This window comes from Pseudomonas saponiphila (assembly GCF_900105185.1).
Lineage (GTDB): Bacteria > Pseudomonadota > Gammaproteobacteria > Pseudomonadales > Pseudomonadaceae > Aquipseudomonas > Aquipseudomonas saponiphila.
The window spans coordinates 912,914-929,325 of record NZ_FNTJ01000001.1 but is presented as its reverse complement, the minus strand read 5'-3'; the positions used below and the strand labels follow the sequence as shown (position 1 = coordinate 929,325).

Here is a 16,412-nt window from a genome sequence, read left to right as displayed (position 1 = left end):
ACCAGATCTTTTGCATGATCCCTTCGTGTTTCAACACGTTAAGAGGAACAGCATGCAAATCATCAAGACGCAGGATGTCTGCATGAAGATCTCGGTCAGCCGGACAACCCTCTGGCGACTTTGCCAGACTGAAGATTTTCCGAAGCCAGTTCGGCTAGGCCCTGGCGGCCGTTCGATTGGCTTTTTTGCCCACGAGATCGACGCATGGCTTGAGACTCAGGCTGCGGAGCGTGAGCACGCTGGTTGTCTGGCTCGCAAGAGGGAGAAGTCATGAGCCGCATCCGCATTGACGACTCCGCCGAATACTGGTGGTCTCTGCCTTGCAGCCTGCTTCGCGACTCGCGGCTGAGCTATGAAGCGCGAGGCGTGGCTTGCCACTTGCTCTCGTTGGGTCGCAACTGGCAGTTGCGTGCGGTCGCACTGCCGCGCGTGCTGCACGATCAGTCGCGAGCGAAAGGCCATCTTGGGCGAGACCTTTGCCGCCGCATCCTGCGCGAACTTGAAGATGCCGGCTACCTGGCGCGGAGGAAGTTCCAGGACGAGGAAGGGCTTTGGCGATGGGAGTCCGTGTTGACACCAGTCTCGCAAAAGGTGCCACAAACATCCATGGCCGGCTTGGCCGGCGACGGAGAAACCGTGGACGGCACATCCGTCGCCGGTCAGGGCGGTGATATAGGTGTAGGTGAATACAAGGAAGAAGTAGTAGTAAAAAATATAAAACCACTACTACAGACAGGGGCTGTGGATAACTCTCCGCAAACTGGAGAGGCTTCCGCGCCCTTGGACTTGTCGCACCCTTCCCTTCTGCCCTACCTGCGCGTCATCGCCGACGTAACCCGCCGCTTCGGCCCCTCGCTCTCAGCACAACAGATACAGCTTGTCGCCGACGAGCTGGCTGGCGTCCTGTCGGCAGCCGGTAGTGGCAAACACGCGGGTATCCGTTCCGTGCGCTCATGGCTATTGGCCGTGATGAACAGCGCTGTCACGGGGGAATTCATCCCTGAGTTCGCACCGAACATCGCCCGCTGGCGCAAGAATCGGCAGGAGGCGATGGAGGCAGCGCAATCGCGCGCCCCTGTGGAACAGTCAGAAGCCGAGCGTCAAAAAGCAAAGGCCATCGCCGATTTGAAAGCGATGCTCCACGGTCGGATGAAATGATCGACGCGGATGAGATGGTTGCGCTCATTGAGAGTTGCCGGCGCGAGATGAAAGCCATGCTTCCGGCCGATGAATTTGCCAGCTTGAGTAGCAAGACCAGGCAAGACTATCGCCAGCTCGGCCGAACGCTGTTGCAGCGTGCCCGCTACGCCGAAGGTGGGGCGGCCGAAGTCATGACGGCCACCCAGCGCCCGACAACCTTCTACAAACGCGTCGCAGCTCTTCGATACTGCCTGTACGCCGGTCTTGTCGAGCAGCTGAAAAGCCTGCATTCCGCGCTCTCTGCTCGACCTGTGGACAGGTTGCAAGTAATGGCCATCCAGGCCCAATTGCAACAACAGCGTGCATTTCTGCGCGAGTTCGAGACAGCCCGACAAAGCGGCCCTACCGGTGAGCGCCGCAAGCGTGCCAGCAAGCGGCAAGCCTTGCGCGGCCTCCCCGGCGACTGGCGCGAGCAACTGTATCAGCGCGCTGCGAAAGGCAAGTATGCCGATGCGATTCTGGTCGCTGCGCTGACCGGCTGCCGCCCGGAAGAACTGCGGCGCGGCGTGCTCATTCGCCGGGTGAACAATCCGCGCAACGACATGGGCGAGATCAGATTCGAGATCGATGGCGCCAAGGTCAAGGCGCATCAAGGCCAGCCGCAGCGCTTGATCGCCTATGGCGCACACGATCCCCATCCATTGCTGGAGGCTCTGCGCATCCGTCTAGCGGGGCGGCGGGAATTGCTCGTTTGCATTGACAGCCCGGTCAACTTTACCGTCGAAGTCCGTCGGCTAGCACACAGCCTCTGGCCGAAGCACAAGCACGCTATCACGGCTTACTGCCTGCGCCACCAATGGGCGGCCGACCTGAAACGGCACGCCGCTGCGGACTCAGTCAGCCAGGGGCTGGGACATGCCAGCGCCAAGACACGGCGACACTACGGGCAAGCCAATCAGGCCAGCAGTCGGCATGCACTGCATCCCGCTGCCATCGAGGCTGAGCGCCCTGTAAAACCGACTACCGCTAAGGGGCCGCGTCATCGAGCAGTCTCAAGCACGGAATCCACGCCCTGAAGAGAATCATGGCGAGGTGGGGCAAAACGCAGTTCATTTGCGGGACATCACTGATGAGACGCTGCCATGTCACGCCTGAAGGACGAAACCCTATCCATCCGCACCTCCGCTGAGATCAAGCAGCTTTTGCGCTTGGCGGCTGAGCGCGAGCGTCGCTCGGTGGCTTCAATGATCGAAATTCTGGTGCTGGAATACGCTCGTACGCATGACCTGAAACCAGATCCTCAAGGCCTGTCAGTAAAGGGAAATATATGAGGGTGGTGAATGCCGAGGAGGTGCAAGCGCACGTCAAAATCAAGAAGCTGAGGAAATGGAGTAGTCAGAGACTGATAACAGGGTATTTGTAGAGACAATACCCCATTTAATGGCTATGATTACCCCATTTAGACGGCCTGGGCCTACATTCCATGCACTCGCTCACACCCGAGTACCTTGCCGCGCTTCGCTTCGATGGCACCCAGGCTGCCACGTTGCGCACACTGGGCGAGTATCAGGGCAAGCAACAGCTCTATGCCGCGCAGTCGCCTGAAGCCCTCAAAGGCCTACGCCAGGTCGCGGTAGTCGAATCCACCGAGTCGTCCAACCGGCTGGAAGGCGTTGTCGTAGCGCCTTCGCGGCTGAAGTCTCTGGTCATCCGCAACGCAACGCCAAAGAGCCGTTCCGAACAGGAGATCGCCGGCTACCGTGATGCTCTGGCGCTGATCCACGAATCGGCCGTGCACATGCCCTTCAGCGAAGGCGTGGTGCTGCAACTGCACACCCTGCTGTACCGCTACATGCCGCAGGCGGGCGGGCGCTGGAAGGCGACTAACAACGACATCATCGAGCGCCACTCGGATGGCACGTCGCGGCTGCGCTTCCAGCCGGTCGCGGCGCATCTGACGCCGATGGCAATGGCTGATCTGACCGGGCGCTACGCCACCGCATTGGACCAGCACCTGGCCGACCCACTGGTGCTGGTGCCACTGGCGATGCTCGACTTCCTGTGCATCCACCCTTTCCCGGACGGCAACGGTCGCATGTCCCGCTTGTTGACCCTGCTGCTGCTCTACCACTTCGACTATGCCGTGGGCCGCTACATCAGCCTGGAACGCATCTTCGAGGATACCAAGGAAGGTTATTACGAGACGCTGGAAGCCAGCTCTCAGGGTTGGCACCAGGGGCAGCACAACGCCAAACCCTGGCTTGATTACTTCTGGGGTGCCTTGCTACGGGCCTATCGCGAGTTCGAGGAGCGTGTCGGCACCATCGAGCGGGGACGTGGCAGCAAAGGCGACCGGGTGCGTGCGGAAGTCCTGGGGCGCACCCTGCCGTTCTCGATTTCCGAAATTGAAGAAGCTTGCCCGGGCGTGAGCCGGGACATGGTGCGGCTGGTGCTGCGGGCGATGAAATCAGAGGGGTTGATCGAATCGACTGGCAAGGGGCGAGGTGCGAAATGGAAGCGCATCACAGCAGGCACCTCCGTTAGTACAGCGGTTCTGGCGATTGGCCACAAGATGGATCACTGAGGACTCTCCATGGATAACGTTTTCCAATTCCGCGACCAGCTCATCGAACGATACGGCAGCTTTTCCCGCAGTTTCGTTCGCATCGCCGCACCTGATATCCAAGCCGAGGTCGAGCATCAATATGCGCAAGGCCGCTATTGGCCTGAACCGTTGGTGCAGATCAACCCGAATTATCAACGTCAAGGCACAGTGCAGGATCTGGTGGCGGAGGGGGTCCTGCATCCTGCCTGCGCAGACATCTTTCAGGTTGGGAAGACGGAAGGCAAACCAAGTCCCCTGCATCTTTACAAGCACCAAATGGAAGCCCTGGCCAAAGGCCAGGAACGCCAAAGCTATGTGGTCACAACCGGAACGGGGTCGGGGAAGTCCCTGTCCTTTTTCATCCCGATCATCGATCGCATACTCAAGGCCAAGCAATCCGATGGCGAAGCACGTACCAGGGCCATTGTCATCTATCCGATGAATGCTCTGGCCAACAGCCAATTGGAAGAACTCGACAAGTTTTTGCATGGCTATGCGCCAGAGTCTCGTCCCTTCACCGTCAAGCGCTACACCGGCCAGGAAAGCAAGGCGGAACGCACTGCTATTGCGGATGACCCGCCCGATATCCTGCTTACCAACTTCATGATGCTGGAGTACATCCTCACGCGCTTCGACGAAGTGGATCGGCGCGTGGTGGAACACTGCGAGGGACTTGAGTTCCTGGTGCTGGATGAGTTGCATACCTACCGTGGCCGTCAAGGGGCGGACGTTGCCTTGCTGGTGCGTCGCCTGCGAGAGCGCCTGAAAGCCGAGCAACTGGTCTGCATCGGTACGTCGGCCACCATGTCCAGCACAGGCAGCCAAGCCGACCGCAACCGCGTGGTTGCTGATGTAGCCAGCAAATTGTTTGGCACCCGGATCAGCGAGCATGACGTCATAGGCGAGACACTGGAGCGCGTCACTAACCCGCTCAAGGACGTCAACGCCATCCGAAACGAACTGCCAGCAACAATTTCACGAAATCAGGATGCTTGGGCTGACTTTGACGCGTTTCGCAATGATCCGCTGGCCATCTGGGTGGAATTGAATCTGGGCATCGAACTGCCTGCGGACGAGCCTCCAAGGCGTGCAAGACCCATGACGCTGGAAGAGGCCAGCCGCCGCCTCGCCGAAGATTCGGGGTGCCAGCCTGAAGCCGCTCGCGCCGCTCTGCAGCGCTTTCTAGTGGCTGCCCATGATGTGCGAACGCCCCAGGGCAGGCCGCCTTTCGCATTCAAGTTGCACCAGTTCATCAGCGGTCCCGGCAAGGTACTCACCACGCTGGAGGCCCGAGGTAAGCGCCATGTCACGCTCGATGCTCAGCGTTTCGCGCCGGGGCGACAGCAAGAGAATGTACTGCTTTACCCGACGCACTTCTGCCGCGATTGCGGCCAGGAATACCTACCTGTCTGGCACGCACAGCAACCGGTCAGCTTCAGCTCACGTGAAATCGACGATATCGCGGCAGAAGACGACGCCAGCTATGGCTTTCTGTGTCCTCTGGTGCCCGGGCAGCAATACGGTGGCCTGCTCGAAGACCTGCCGGAAACCTGGATCGACCTCAGCCGTAGCGAACCCAAAATCAAGCCAGCCTACAAGAATGCCGTTCCCTATATGGTCACGGTCGATGCCAAAGGGCAAACGGGCTCGGGGACGGAGTTCTGGTTCATTCCGGGAAAGTTCCGCTTCTGCCTGAACTGCGGTACGACACACGAAGCCCACGGCAAGGATGCCAACCGCCTCTCCAGCCTGTCCGGCGAAGGCCGCTCTTCGGCCACTACCATGATTGCCCTAGCGGCCTTGCAGCAATTGTTCGCACTTTCCGAACCTGCGCCAGGGCAGCCTGACCCACGCAAGTTGCTTGGGTTTACCGACAACCGCCAGGATGCCGCTCTGCAGGCGGGACATTTCAACGACTTCATTTTCCTGCTGACGCTGCGTGCCGGCTTGATCGGTGCACTACAGGGCAGCGGCGGCCAACTCGATGAAGAACACTTGGCCGAAAGCGTCTTCAAGGCCCTCGGCTTTCAAGGGGTCGATGAAGCGACCTTGGTGGAGTATCTGCGCACCCCCAAGCTCATGGGACTGGCTCGACAGGAAGCACAACGCACACTGCGTTTCATCATCGCCTACCGGCTACTGCGTGATCTGCGGCATGGCTGGCGTTTCAATAATCCGAATCTGGATCAACTTGGTCTGTTAAAGATTCGGTATCGAGACCTGGATGCCTTTTGCGCTGACGCCAGCATCTTTGCTGCAAACAGCACCTTGACCAAATTGACGGCAGTGCAGCGTACAGTTTTGTTCGAACTACTGTTCGACGCCTTGCGCCGCCATCTGTGCCTGGAAAGTCGTTACCTCGACCCGGTCGAGCAGGACAAGGCACGCACCAGCGCCCACACCTACCTGAATGAGCGTTGGGCCTTCGCTCCCGACGAGAAACTCGATACCGGCCGCTATCTCATCCTCGGCAAGCGCCCGGAATACAAGGGCAAGCCGCGCACCGACCTGGTGACAGGTGGTCCACGCTCCCGTCTGCTGCGGCAAATAAAGACGGCTGCCTTCTGGCGTAACAGCGCCTGCGCCAGCGAGGTCGCGCAGTGGAAAGATCCCGAATGGGCCGAGCTGATCGAAGCCCTGCTGGAGTCCGCCAAGAATTACGGTTACGTGCAGCGCCAGCCTATCGACGCCCAACTCGCAGGCTGGCGTCTGAACGCGGCAGCCCTCGACTGGTGCCTGATTGCCGATGAGCAGCAGGCAGAAAGCAATCGCATCAATCAGTATTTCCGAGCGCTGTATCTCAGCATTGCCGACCTGCTGCGTCAGCCCTCGCATCCGCTGTTCGACTTCGAGGCCCAGGAACACACTGCCCAGGTGGATGCGCCACGCCGGCAGCTGCTGGAGCAGCGCTTCCGCTACACCGAAAAAGACAGGCAGGATTGGGCGCAGAACCCGGCCCACGAAGCGCCGTTGGAGCGGCTGCCGGTGATGTTCTGTTCCCCCACGATGGAGCTGGGCGTGGATATCTCCGCGCTCAACACCGTGTACCTGCGTAATGTGCCGCCGACCCCCGCCAACTACGCCCAGCGCAGCGGCCGTGCCGGTCGCTCGGGTCAGCAGGCGCTGGTCATCACCTATTGCGCGGCGCTCAGTCCGCATGACCAGTGGTTCTTCCACAATGCCGAGCAGATGGTGCACGGCGTCGTGCGCGCGCCAACTCTCGACCTGAGCAACCGCGATCTTATTGACAGCCATCTGCAGGCGGTCTGGCTGGCCAGTACCCAGGTGCAGCTGGACGACAGCATTGCGCCGATGCTGGATCTCGACCAGCCCGGCAAACCACTGAAACAGTCCTTGCACGAGGCGCTGCGAGCGCAGGCCGTCCAGCAGCGGGCCTTGGCCAGTGCCGGGCGGGTCATCGACCAGCTCGCGGGCGAGCTTGAAGGCAGCGCCTGGTTCACGCCTGACTATGTGCGCCAGGTCATCGACAACGCGGCGCAGGCGTTCTCTGGGGCGCTGGAGCGCTGGCGCAAGCTGTTTGAGGCAACGCGTGAACAGATGGAGATGGCAGATCGCATCGTCAAGAGCCACACGGCCTCGCACACTGAGCGCCAAAATGCCCAGCGCCGCTACGGCGACGCCGCGCGCCAGTACGCCGTATTGCTCAAGTCCGGCAACGGCCAGAACAATGACTTCTATACGTATCGCTACTTGGCCAGCCAAGGCTTTTTGCCAGGCTACAACTTCCCGCGCCTGCCGCTGATGGCCTGGATTCCCGCCCGTGGCGGCCAGGCCGTCAATGGCAAGGATGACGAAGGCAGCATGGTCAGTCGGCCACGCTTCCTGGCCCTGTCCGAATTCGGCCCGCGCAGCCTCATTTACCACCAGGGTCGCATGTACCGCGTGGTGCGTGCCAAACTCAACGTAGGCAATACAGACCACATTTCCGGCAACAGCCAGTTGGCCACCATTGCCTCGTTGGTGTGCAGCCAATGCGGCTACGGTCATCTCGGCGAGCCGGGCGGCGAACAGCCGCTGGTCAATCGCTGCGAGAACTGCGACGCCTTGCTCACCGAGCACGATTGGGTGCGCGAGCTCTACCGCATCGAAACCGTGGAGACCGTGGCCACCGAGCGCATTTCCATCAACGATGAGGAGCGCCAGCGTCAGGGCTTCGAGCTGCAAACCACCTACCGCTTTCTACCCGGCCCCGATGGTCGTATCCAGCAGCAGAAGGCCACGATCCAACAAGGCGAGGACGTGCTGGGCGAGCTCACCTACGCGCCCGCTGCGCAAATCTGGCGCATCAATCGCGGCTGGCGCAGGCGCAAAGACAAGGAGCAACTGGGCTTCTACATCAATCCCATCACGGGCACCTGGAGCAAGCAGGACGCACCGGATGCGGAAGACGACCAGGGCGGCGACGATGCTTTGCTGGAGAAGGTGCCCAACCAGCGCATCGTTCCTTTTGTGGAAGATCATCGCAATCTGCTGATCTTCGCTCCCGTACATGCACTGTCGCTGGAGGCCATGGCCACTTTGCAGGCCGCGCTCAAGCGCGGTATCGAAATGACTTTCCAGATCGAGGAATCCGAACTGGTGGTCGAGCCACTGCCGAAGTCCGACGAGCGCCGCGCCTTGCTGTTCTACGAAGCGGCGGAAGGCGGTGCGGGTGTGCTCACTCGCCTGGCAAACAATCGCGACGACCTTGCACTCGTAGCCAGCAATGCCCTGCAACTGATTCACTATCGCAAACCGCAGAGCGGCATTTGGACGCTGGACGATCTGCCGTCGCTGGAACAGACCGATGCACTTGGCAATCATCAGTGCGAAGCCGGCTGCTATCAGTGCCTGCTGTCCTACTTCAACCAGCCGGATCACGAACACATCAACCGCCGCAATGCGGATGCGCTCAAGCTGCTGGTCGCGCTGGCCAATGCTCAGGTACAACCTGTGGAATGCAGCGCGGCCCCCGTTGCAGCGACGATCTTGGCAGACGAGCCACTCGACGCCTGGCTGTCCGCGCTCAGCCAGGCAGGGGGCGTGCAACCTGATGCGGTCAACGTGTCCGTCAACAATGGTGCAGCCATCGCCGCTGCCCAGTACAAGGCAGCCCGCGCTTTGGTCTTTCTGTCCGCTGTGGATGATCAGACCACCAGCGTATTGCAGGACAAAGGCTGGCAGGTGCTCGATTTTTCGGACGCTTCACGCTGGCCACAACAATTCGCCGCGCACGCCGATGTGTTCGGTTCCAAGGAATAAAGGCGTATGACGATCCTCGAACACGACTTTCTGCCCGGCAATCTGGTGCGCGCCCGAGGCCGCGAATGGGTGGTGCAAAGCGACTCCCGCCGCGACTGGCTGCGCCTGCGTCCATTGAGCGGCGCCGATGACGAAAGCATCGCCCTGATCCCAGAGTTGGAGCTGCATCCCGTCGAACCTGCCACCTTCGACTGGCCCGATCCTGCACGCGCCGGCAACCATGCCGCCGCGCTGTTGCTACGCGATGCCTTGCGCCTGACCCTGCGCGCCGGCGCCGGCCCGTTCCGCTCCTTTGGCAATATCGCGGTGGAGCCTCGCGGCTACCAGCTTGTGCCGTTGCTGATGGCACTGCGTCTGTCCACTGTACGCCTGCTGATCGCTGATGACGTGGGCATCGGCAAGACCATCGAAGCCGGCCTGATCGCACGCGAGCTGATGGACCGTGGCGAAATCGCCCGCCTGGCCATCCTCTGCCCGCCGCACCTTGTCGAGCAGTGGCAAAGTGAGTTGGAGACCCGCTTCAACCTTCAGGCCGTGGCGTTGACTTCGGCTTCGGCCTCCCGCATCGAACGTGATCTTCCGCATGGTGTGCGCCTGTTCGACCATCATCCCGTGGTGGTCGTCAGCCTGGACTACATCAAGAGCGAACGCCACCGCGAACAGTTTCTCGCTACCGCCCCCGAATGCATCATCGTTGACGAGGCCCACACCTGCGCCAGCAGCGGCGCGGGCAAGCAATTGCGCTTCGAGCTGCTGCAACGCCTTGCCCGTGACGCGCAGCGACACCTGGTTCTGCTGACCGCCACCCCTCACTCTGGTGACGAAACCGCCTTCTATAACTTGCTGTCGCTGCTCGATCCACGTTTTGCCGCATTACAAGGCCGCATGACAGCCTCCGACCCGCTGCGTCAGGAACTGGCCCGCCACTTCGTCCAGCGCCGTCGCAAGGACATCGTTGAATGGCAGGCCGAGACCCATGACGGACGAGGTTTTCCCCGCCGCATGAAAACCGAGCTTACCTACCAGCTCAGCGGCGAATGGGGCGCGTTCTTCGACGCCGTGCAGGATTACTGCCGCGAACTGGCTGAAACTGTTGAGCAGCAAGAACAGCAAGGCGGCGCGCGCCTCATCTGGTACGCCACCCTGGCATTGTTGCGCTGCGTGGCATCGTCGCCCGCAGCCGCCGTCAAGGCGTTGACCACACGGCTGGAAGGCACTGTGCCGGACGAGACGCTTCTCGGCGATGAGCGCCTGCACGATGGCGAGGCCGATGACCTCTCCGGCAGTGATCTGGAGCCGCCAGCACAGGTGCAGGACGCTGCGCCGCGCCTGCAAGCCTTGATCGCCGACGCGCAACGTCTTTCCGGTAAGGCCGGTGATCCAAAGCTGGCTGCGCTCATCCGGCATATTGACCTCCTGGTGAAGGATGGCTTCCACCCGGTGGTGTTCTGTCGCTACATCGCCACCGCTCATTACGTGGCCGAACACCTCAAGGCCGCTTTTCCGAAGGCCTCCGTCGATGCCATCACCGGCGAACTCACCACCGAAGAGCGCCGCGAGCGCGTGGATGAGTTGGAGGATGCCGAGCAACGCATCCTGGTCGCCACCGACTGCCTCTCCGAAGGCATCAACCTGCAGCACCTGTTCACCGCTGTCGTCCACTACGACCTGGCCTGGAACCCCACCCGCCACGAACAGCGCGAAGGCCGCGTCGATCGTTTCGGTCAGCAGGCCGATGAAGTGCGTTGCACCATGCTTTACGGGCAAGACAACCCGGTGGATGGCTTCGTGCTCAACGTTATCCTCAAGAAGGGCGAGGCCATCCAGAAGGAACTCGGCGTGCTGGTTCCACTGCCCGAGGACGAAGCCCGCATCAATCAGGCCCTGGTCAAGGCGGCATTGATGAAACGCAGCGACAGTCGCGCCGCGTCGCCGCAGGTCGCATTCGACTTCGGTGAGCCAGAGCAATTGCTAGCTCCTCTGCAAGCCCAATGGCACGACGCGCTGGAAAAAGCCAAGGCCAATCGCACTGTGTTCGCCCAGCGCCGCATCAAGCCAGACGAGGTGCTGCCCGAATGGCACAAACAGCAGCAGGCCTTGGGCACCCAGGCTGACGTGCAGCGTTTCCTGCAAAGCGCTTGCGTGCGATTAGGGTCACCGCTGGAAATCGGTCGCAAGCAGACTGCACGCTTCTTGCCGCAGCACCTCCCAGAAGCCCTGCGCCAGCGCTTGGCCGACGAGGGTATCGATAAACCCCAGCTCATCGACTTCAGCGACCTGCACCGTAGTCACCCGCTGGTTGGCCTGCTGGCTCAGCATCTGCTGGAAGACGCACTCGTCGGCGAACGTCCGCTGGCCGCCCGTTGCGCTGCCACTCTTACCAATGACGTGGAGGTCGTCACCACCCTCTATCTTCTGCGCCTGCGCCACCAGCTCAGCTACGTGCGCCGCCGCGAACCCTTTCAGATGATGGCGGAGGAAACCGTTGCTCTGGCTGTGCAGGGCCGCAACGCTCCTCAATGGCTGGCTGACGACGGCGTGAGTCGCCTGCTCGAATGCACGCCCAGCGGCAACCTGCCGCCGGAGGCGGCACAGCGCGAAATCCGCACCGCGCTCGACTTCCTCGCCGCGCACCCGCAGCAACTGCAAGCGGTAGCCCAACAGCGGGCCGATGCCCTGCTGGCCGACCACCAGCGCGTGCGCGAAGCCACCCGTGACGTCGGCCAGTACAGCGTCAGCCCCTGCCTGCCGGTCGATGTGATGGGCGTGTACGTGCTGCTGCCTGACTCGCTGTAAGCCTCGGCCTGGAGAAGAACAACCATGAAACGCATCCGCAAGACCCAGGCCGCGCTGAACCTGCCTACCGTCAAGCTCGAAGGCGGCCTGTTCCTGCCCGACCAACTGGAAAAAGCCGCACAGGGCCGCGCCAACGCACAGCTAGAGGCCGACTACGGCACCCCCAAGGGCGTCAAGCTGGGGTTTGGGGAGCAATGGAACCAAAAACCAACGTAAGCTCTGAATCCCACCGTAAAGGGGCTTTCCGATCTCCAGCTCACCCGCCAGGCATTACTCTCTGATCAGTGCCTCGATGATCGGGCAGATCGTTCCGCCGTCTCCCGCATAACATTGCTGCACCAGTTCGCCTAACAGTTGCTGCATGACGACCAAGTCGGCCATCTTCTGCTCGATCAACGCGAGCTTGCGTGCAGCCCGTGCTCGCGTTTCGGCACAGGCGCACGACTCATCCAGCGTCAGCAGTCCACCGACTTCCGAGAGCGTGAAACCCAGCGCCTGAGCCCGCTTGATGAAACGCAGTCGCTTCACCATGTCCACCGGATAGCGCCGATGGCCACCCAAGGGTTTGGCTGGTTCATCCAGCAGCCCGCGTCGCTGGTAGTAGCGGATCGTCTCGACGTTCACCCCGGCGGCGTCTGCCAGCTTGCCAATGGTCAGCTCTGTGGCCATCACTTTCTCCTTGATTCCGTACTTTGGTACGGAGTTTAGAATAGCACCTAGGCAATCAGGCTCAGGAGATGGGAATGGGGATGCAACTCACCGGGAAAGGCTCGCTGGTCGCGAGTTCGCTGACCGCCATCGGTGCGTCGGTGTGCTGTGTCGGGCCACTGGTGCTGTTGGCACTCGGTGTCGGCGGTACGTGGGTGGGCGCTCTGACCATGATGGAGCCACTACGCCCCCTCTTCATCGGGTTGACTCTACTGTTCCTGGGATTGGCATTCCGCAAGCTCTACCTGGTGCCACAGGTTTGTACGCCAGGTACACCCTGCGCCGATCCGCGCACGCTCGTGCGACAGCGACTCGTGTTCTGGATCGTCAGCGTGCTGCTGCTCGGCCTATTGGCCGTGCCGTGGCTCGCCCCGCTGTTCTACTGAAGGAGATTAACCATGCGCAAACTGCTGATCGCCGTGCTTTTCGCCTTGCCCTTCGTGGCGCTGGCGGCTCCCCCGAAAACCGTCACGCTCGACGTGCAGAACATGACGTGCGGACTCTGTCCGATCACGGTCAAGAAGTCGCTGGAGAAGGTGTCCGGCGTGAGTGACGTCCAGGTCAATTTCGACCAGAAGACGGCGACCGTCACCTACGATCCCGATAAGGCCCAGCCCGAGGCACTGACTGAGGCGACCGCGAACGCGGGATACCCCTCCACAGTGCAGAAGTGAGGTCACGATGAGCGCCATTGTCCTTGAGTCCGTGCTGACTTGCCCGCGCTGCGGCTTCGCCAAGCCGGAAACCATGCCCACGGACGCCTGCCAGTTCTATTACGAGTGCAGCAACTGCAAGGCGCTGCTGCGCCCCAACCCAGGGGATTGCTGCGTTTTCTGTTCGTTCGGCTCGGTGAAGTGCCCGCCGATCCAGCAGCAGCTTGGGTGTTGCTCATAGCGTTTAGGGGGATCACAGGTCGTCGTCTGGATTACGCAGTGGCCGCAGCTCGCCGCGCGCAACTTCTTCCGGTACCGCAAAGGAATACCGCCCGAGCATGTTGATGTGCTCGTAGATCAGCGGCGATAGCCGGGCCAAATCCTCTTCCAGCACTGGATAGCCGTGCTGCTTGAGCCGTTCCACGGCCGCCGTCATGTAGAGGGTGTTCCACAGCACGATGATGTTCACCACCAGGCCCAGAGCACCGAGCTGGTCTTCCTGGCCTTCGCGGTAGCGCTGGCGGAGCTCGCCGCGTTTGCCGTGGAACACGGCGCGGGCCAGGCTGTGCCGGCCTTCGCCTCGGTTCAACTGGGTCAGGGTGGCGCGGCGCTTGGACTCGTCGTCGATATAGGTCAACGTGTGCAGAGTCTTTTCGATCCGCCCGAATTCGGCCAGCGCCTGGGCCAGCCGGGTGGGTCTATCTCCCGTTTGCAGCGTGCGCATGATGCCAGTCGCCGGCACCCGGCCGAGTTTGAGCGAGCCGGCCAGGCGCAGCAGGTCGTCCCAGTGCTCGGCGATCAGGTCGAGTTTGACCGACTGGCGGGCCAGCCCGTTGAGCTTGCCGTAGTCCGCGTCCGGGCGCGTGCGCCAGAAGCGGGTACCGCCGACATCGGCCAGCCGCGGACTGAAGTGGTAGCCAAGTAGGCGGAAGAGCCCGAACACCACATCGCTGTAGGCCCCGGTGTCGGTCATGATTTGCGTCGGCTGCAACTCGGTCTGCTGTTCCAGCACGACCGCCAGCAACACCAGGCTGTCGCGCAGCGTGCCGGGCACGGTGATGGCGTTGAGGCCGGAGAATTGGTCGGAAATCAGGTTGTACCAGGTGACACCCCGGCCGGTGCCGAAATACTTCGGATTGGGGCCGGCATGCACGGTGCGCACCGGTACGACGAAGCGCATGCCATCGGCGGAGGCGACCTCGCCGCCACCCCAGACTTGGGCCAGTTCCAGTTGGCTTTGCGCTCCGACCAGGATGGCGTTAGCCGCTGACAGGGTGTCGTCGCGGATATAATTCTGGCTGACCCAGGACAGCCGGTCACGGCGCAGCGCCGGGTTGTCGGTGCGGATCAAGGGCTCCAGGCCGGTGTTGCAGGCCCCGCCCAACAGCACCGCGCAGAGGCTGGTGACCAGGTTGTCGGCGCGTGCATTGCGTTCGGAGACATGGGTGAAGGCCTCGGAAAAGCCAGTGCGGGCGGCGATTTCCAAGAGGATTTCCGGCAGATCGACACGCGGCATCAGGTCAGACACGGCCGCCCGCAGTTGCAGCAACGAGCAGGGCTCGTCCAGCTTGTCCAGCGCCCCGAGCGACAGTTCGGTCTTGCCCTCGGTGTTCTCGCTCAGTTGAATCGCCGGGTTGTCGGGCAGGCGCGCGGCTACTGCCAGCCAGGTTGCATCCAGCTCGACGGACAAGGCGTCCAGGGTGGTTTTGGCGTCGATGGTCAGGCCCAGTGACCGGCAGATGATCGGTCGCGCCGCCAGCCATTCGGCACCGTCGAGCAGGCCAAGACGCGGGTCGGCATAGCGCCAACTGGGCGAGACGAAGACATCGCGGCGGCGCAGGGCCGTGCGCAGCGCATCGAGCGTGCAGAACACATAGGCACCCATGTCGAGGGAGCCATCTTCGCGGGTGATGTGCTTCTGCCAAGCCTTGGCCACGATCTCCTGCGGCGCGTCATCCTCTGGCTTCCGGCGCGGCAGGTTCAGTTGCAGCCACTCCAGACTAGCCGCCACGCCCTTGCCGGCCGGGCTGAAGCCGAAGCGGATGTGCTTGAGCAGGTCGGGCAGGAAGCGGCGCACGCTGCGGTAGCGCGCTTCCAATGCAAGAAAATAGACGTCATCTACCGGGCGGATCAGCGCGTTGACCTCTTCCAGGGCCTTTTCCAGGGTGGTCCTCGGCAGGTCGTTGAACAGCCGGGCGCGCACGTTGTCATCGCTGATCGAGCTGTCCAGCACGACCTTGCACGCGGCGGCGAGCGTCGCGGCCGACCGATCCAGGTCTTTCAGGCTGCGCATGCGGGCTTTCTTGTCGGCCTTCTCCGCGTTGCTGAACAGGTCGCGCAGCAAGGCCTCCAGGACTTCCAGTGCGTCGTCGTGCGCAGTCGCCTCCAGGCAGAGTGCGAAGGCCACCAGTGTCGCCATCCGCCGCGACGCCGGCAGCCGATTAATCGCGGTGACCTTGGCCGTGTTGGCGAAGCGGGCCAGGGCGGCGATACGGCTGGGAGGGATGTGCGCCGCCGCCGGCAAGGTGATGCCGATGCCGCGCACGTCATCGAGCCGGCGCAGTGCCCGAATCAACGCGGGGCCACTGACCATGACCGGGCCGGAGCGCAATTGATCCAGCCGGGAGCTGCGGTTGCCTTCGGCCACCGTCAGCAAGTCTTGCAGTTGCAATCGCTGTTCCTCAGTCACGCTGCGGCCCAGCGTAAACCAGAGGCGTTCTTCGACCCGACTGCGCAACTGGGCGATAAAGCGCTCTAGTTGAGACACACCAGGCAGGAGGACTTTCTGTGTGAACAGCCACGAGGTGGCTCGCTCAAACAGCACTCCCGGCCGGTCGGTGCCCGTCCAGCAGAGGGCATACAGCCAGCGGCTCAAGCGAAAGCCGATGCCCGGATCGGTGAAATGACGATAGCCAAAGCGGTTCTGAATATCGGTGGCATGTATCCAGCGGCGATGATCGCTATAGCGCTGGAGGCAGTCGGGGTCTGGAATCGCCAGTTGTCGGCAAAGCACCTGCAGGACTTCCACCGGCACGGCGGCGGGCTTGTCCGGCAGAACGCCAACGAAGCGGACGGTGGTCAGCAGAACGGCATAACCCAGACGGTTATGGTTACCCCGCAGCACCTGGATGGCTTCACGGTCTTCATCGCTCAGGTGGAAGTAACGTTCCAGCTCTTCACGGCTGGGCGAATCAACATAGCGGCCAAAACCGTCGCGTTGCTCTTGAGTCAGAAAACCGACCGGCATT

At 61.9% G+C, this 16,412-nt stretch carries 13 protein-coding genes; 11 read left to right on the top strand and 2 right to left on the bottom strand.

Annotated features, from left to right (window positions below; genetic code table 11):
- Positions 1 to 52: 52 nt before the first annotated feature.
- The 8 genes from BLV47_RS04400 (at position 53) to BLV47_RS36075 (ending at position 12,019) form a co-directional block, all read left to right on the top strand.
- Positions 53 to 274, top strand: a complete 222-nt coding sequence (locus tag BLV47_RS04400; protein WP_092310317.1) for a helix-turn-helix transcriptional regulator — start codon at positions 53 to 55, stop codon at positions 272 to 274.
- Positions 271 to 1,158, top strand: coding sequence for a hypothetical protein (locus tag BLV47_RS04395; protein ID WP_092310314.1), 888 nt, complete (start codon positions 271 to 273; stop codon positions 1,156 to 1,158). The genes BLV47_RS04400 and BLV47_RS04395 overlap by 4 nt, the downstream gene beginning before the upstream one ends.
- A complete protein-coding gene (locus BLV47_RS04390; RefSeq protein WP_092310311.1) occupies positions 1,155 to 2,216 on the top strand; it encodes a site-specific integrase in 1,062 nt (353 codons plus the stop codon). The genes BLV47_RS04395 and BLV47_RS04390 overlap by 4 nt, the downstream gene beginning before the upstream one ends.
- 66 nt (positions 2,217 to 2,282) lie before the next feature.
- Complete coding sequence (locus tag BLV47_RS04385) at positions 2,283 to 2,471, top strand: hypothetical protein (RefSeq protein ID WP_092310308.1); 189 nt, start codon at positions 2,283 to 2,285, stop codon at positions 2,469 to 2,471.
- A gap of 152 nt (positions 2,472 to 2,623) precedes the next feature.
- Entirely contained in the window at positions 2,624 to 3,724 is a 1,101-nt protein-coding gene (locus BLV47_RS04380; RefSeq protein WP_092310305.1) for a Fic family protein, read from the top strand.
- Positions 3,725 to 3,733: 9 nt separating this feature from the next.
- Positions 3,734 to 9,007: a DEAD/DEAH box helicase gene (locus BLV47_RS04375; RefSeq protein ID WP_092310302.1), complete on the top strand. Its 5,274-nt coding sequence runs from the start codon at positions 3,734 to 3,736 to the stop codon at positions 9,005 to 9,007.
- 6 nt (positions 9,008 to 9,013) lie between these two features.
- Positions 9,014 to 11,803 (top strand): helicase-related protein, encoded by a 2,790-nt coding sequence (locus BLV47_RS04370; protein ID WP_092310299.1) that lies wholly within the window; start codon positions 9,014 to 9,016, stop codon positions 11,801 to 11,803.
- A gap of 24 nt (positions 11,804 to 11,827) precedes the next feature.
- The gene (locus tag BLV47_RS36075) at positions 11,828 to 12,019 is read left to right on the top strand and encodes a hypothetical protein (protein WP_167365624.1); all 192 of its coding nucleotides are present in this window, start codon (positions 11,828 to 11,830) and stop codon (positions 12,017 to 12,019) included.
- A gap of 54 nt (positions 12,020 to 12,073) precedes the next feature.
- On the opposite strand, the gene merR is transcribed toward BLV47_RS36075, so the two are convergent.
- Positions 12,074 to 12,472 carry an Hg(II)-responsive transcriptional regulator gene (gene merR, locus BLV47_RS04365; protein WP_010466370.1) on the bottom strand — a complete coding sequence of 133 codons (399 nt, stop codon included), beginning with the start codon at positions 12,470 to 12,472 and terminating at the stop codon, positions 12,074 to 12,076.
- A 74-nt stretch (positions 12,473 to 12,546) separates the two neighbouring features.
- Between merR and BLV47_RS04360 the strand changes: the two genes are divergently transcribed.
- Genes BLV47_RS04360 through BLV47_RS04350 form a run of 3 tightly spaced genes read left to right on the top strand, consistent with a single transcriptional unit; the run spans position 12,547 to position 13,405 of the window.
- On the top strand, positions 12,547 to 12,897 hold the full coding sequence (locus BLV47_RS04360) for a mercuric transporter MerT family protein (protein WP_003089115.1): 351 nt from the start codon (positions 12,547 to 12,549) through the stop codon (positions 12,895 to 12,897).
- A gap of 12 nt (positions 12,898 to 12,909) precedes the next feature.
- Entirely contained in the window at positions 12,910 to 13,185 is a 276-nt protein-coding gene (merP, locus tag BLV47_RS04355) for a mercury resistance system periplasmic binding protein MerP (RefSeq protein ID WP_003150552.1), read from the top strand.
- A 7-nt stretch (positions 13,186 to 13,192) separates the two neighbouring features.
- Positions 13,193 to 13,405, top strand: coding sequence for a GDCCVxC domain-containing (seleno)protein (locus BLV47_RS04350; RefSeq protein WP_003089113.1), 213 nt, complete (start codon positions 13,193 to 13,195; stop codon positions 13,403 to 13,405).
- Between the two features lie 12 nt (positions 13,406 to 13,417).
- Here the strand turns inward: BLV47_RS04350 and BLV47_RS04345 are convergent, their stop codons facing one another.
- Positions 13,418 to 16,411 (bottom strand): Tn3 family transposase, encoded by a 2,994-nt coding sequence (locus BLV47_RS04345; RefSeq protein ID WP_003299771.1) that lies wholly within the window; start codon positions 16,409 to 16,411, stop codon positions 13,418 to 13,420.
- Between the last annotated feature and the right edge of the window lies 1 nt (position 16,412).